This is a genomic window from Tahibacter caeni (assembly GCF_024609805.1).
Lineage (GTDB): Bacteria > Pseudomonadota > Gammaproteobacteria > Xanthomonadales > Rhodanobacteraceae > Tahibacter > Tahibacter caeni.
This window is the reverse complement of record NZ_JANFVR010000599.1, coordinates 1-1,522: the sequence shown is the minus strand read 5'-3', so window position 1 is coordinate 1,522 and position 1,522 is coordinate 1. Positions and strand designations below refer to the sequence as shown.

General features: G+C 73.7%; 2 protein-coding genes. One reads left to right on the top strand and one right to left on the bottom strand.

All coding sequences use genetic code 11. The annotated features are described in order from the left end of the window. On the top strand, window positions 1-792 hold a 792-nt coding region (locus NON22_RS24170; protein WP_257389534.1), incomplete at its 5' end, for a CHAT domain-containing protein. 49 nt (window positions 793-841) lie between these two features. Here the strand turns inward: NON22_RS24170 and NON22_RS24165 are convergent. After that, complete coding sequence (locus NON22_RS24165) at window positions 842-1,291, bottom strand: hypothetical protein (RefSeq protein ID WP_257389536.1); 450 nt, start codon at window positions 1,289-1,291, stop codon at window positions 842-844. Window positions 1,292-1,522: the final 231 nt, after the last annotated feature.

Sequence of the window (1,522 nt, the reverse complement as noted above, 5' to 3'; positions counted from 1 at the left end):
CTGCCGCCGCGGTCGGCGCCGCCGCCGGCGCGGCTGCTGCTGATGCTCGACGACCGCCTCGCGGCAGTGCCGTTCGCCGTGCTGCATTGGCCCGACGGCCGCGCGCTGGTGGACACCTCGACGATCACCCTCGTGCCGGCCGGCCTGCGGGCCGACAGCTTCGTGCCGCTGGCGCGGCCGTCGCGGATCGACGTCCTGATCGCTGCGGCCGTCGGCGACCGCTCCGGCCGCCTGCCGGCGCTGCCGCGCGCGTCCGACGAGCTGTCCCTCGTGCGCGGCGCGCTGGCCGGTGTCGACGTCGTCGGCGATGCGGGCGCGGCGTTCACGCGCGAGCGGCTGCGCACGGCGCTGGAACAGCCGCAGTCCTGGCTGCACGTGGCCGCTCACGGCACCAACGACGCCCGGTTGCAGAGCTATTCGGGGCTCTGGCTGCCGGGCAGCGACAGGCCAGTGTTCGTGAGCTGGCTCGATCTCGTCGAGCGGCCGGTGCGAGTCGACCTGCTGCTGCTCAGCGCCTGCAATCTCGCCGGCGGCATCGATCGCGGCGTGGCCGGCGCGGCGAATTTCGCGACCGCGCTCAGCGCCGCCGGCGCGCATCACGTCGTCGCGGCGCTATGGCCGCTCAGTGATTCGGCCGGCACGGAATTCACGCGCGCGTTCTACGCCGGACTCGGCGGCGCCGATGCGCCCGATCCCGCAGCCGCGCTGCTCGCCGCGCAGCGCCGGCTGCGCGCGAGCCCGCATTTCCGCCACCCGTACTACTGGAGCCTGTTCGTGCACCTGCAGCATTGACGCCGTACGCCGCCCCGGCGCGACCGGCCCCGACGCCGGTGGATCGGCGTCAGCGGACCGGCAGATCGCGTTCGCGCAGCCACTCGCGCGCGTCTTCGGCGTCGTGCTCGAACCAGGCGCGCGTGGAGCCGAGCCGGTAGGTGTAGCCCCAGGCGTCCATGTCGCGCATGAGGCGCTCGCTGCCGACGCCGGGCAGGCGCGCGGCGAGCACGATCTGCAGATAGCAGGTCGCGTCTTCCTCGGCGACGGAATCGGTCGCGTCGGTGTGCACGGCGGCGCGGCGTTCGGGCGGCTGCACGATCAGGTGACAGGCTTCATGCAGCGCCGAATGTACCGGCGTGTCGGCGCGCACGTAGACCGTGTTGCCGATCAGGCCGGCTTCGGGTTCGCCCCAGTAGCTGCCGGGTATCGCGGCACCGTCGTCGACGAGAACCAGTTGCAGGTCGTGGCTCGCAAGCAACGCGCGCAAGGCATCGACGCCGGTTTCGCCGAGGGTCAGTACCGCCGAGGCAGGCGCGTGGCTGCCGGTCGCCGAGTCGTCGCGAACCGCATTCGTGCCGTCTGCGGCCGCCGCGGACGCGGATGCCGGTTCACGCGCGGGCGATGCCGTCTGCGTGTTCGCGCCGGGCGCCGTCCGCAATGCCGGCTCCGTCATGCCCGCAGCGCCGCGGTCGCGGACTTCGCGCCGCTCACGCCTCGCGCGCGGAGATCGGGAGAGCGTCGTGTAGGG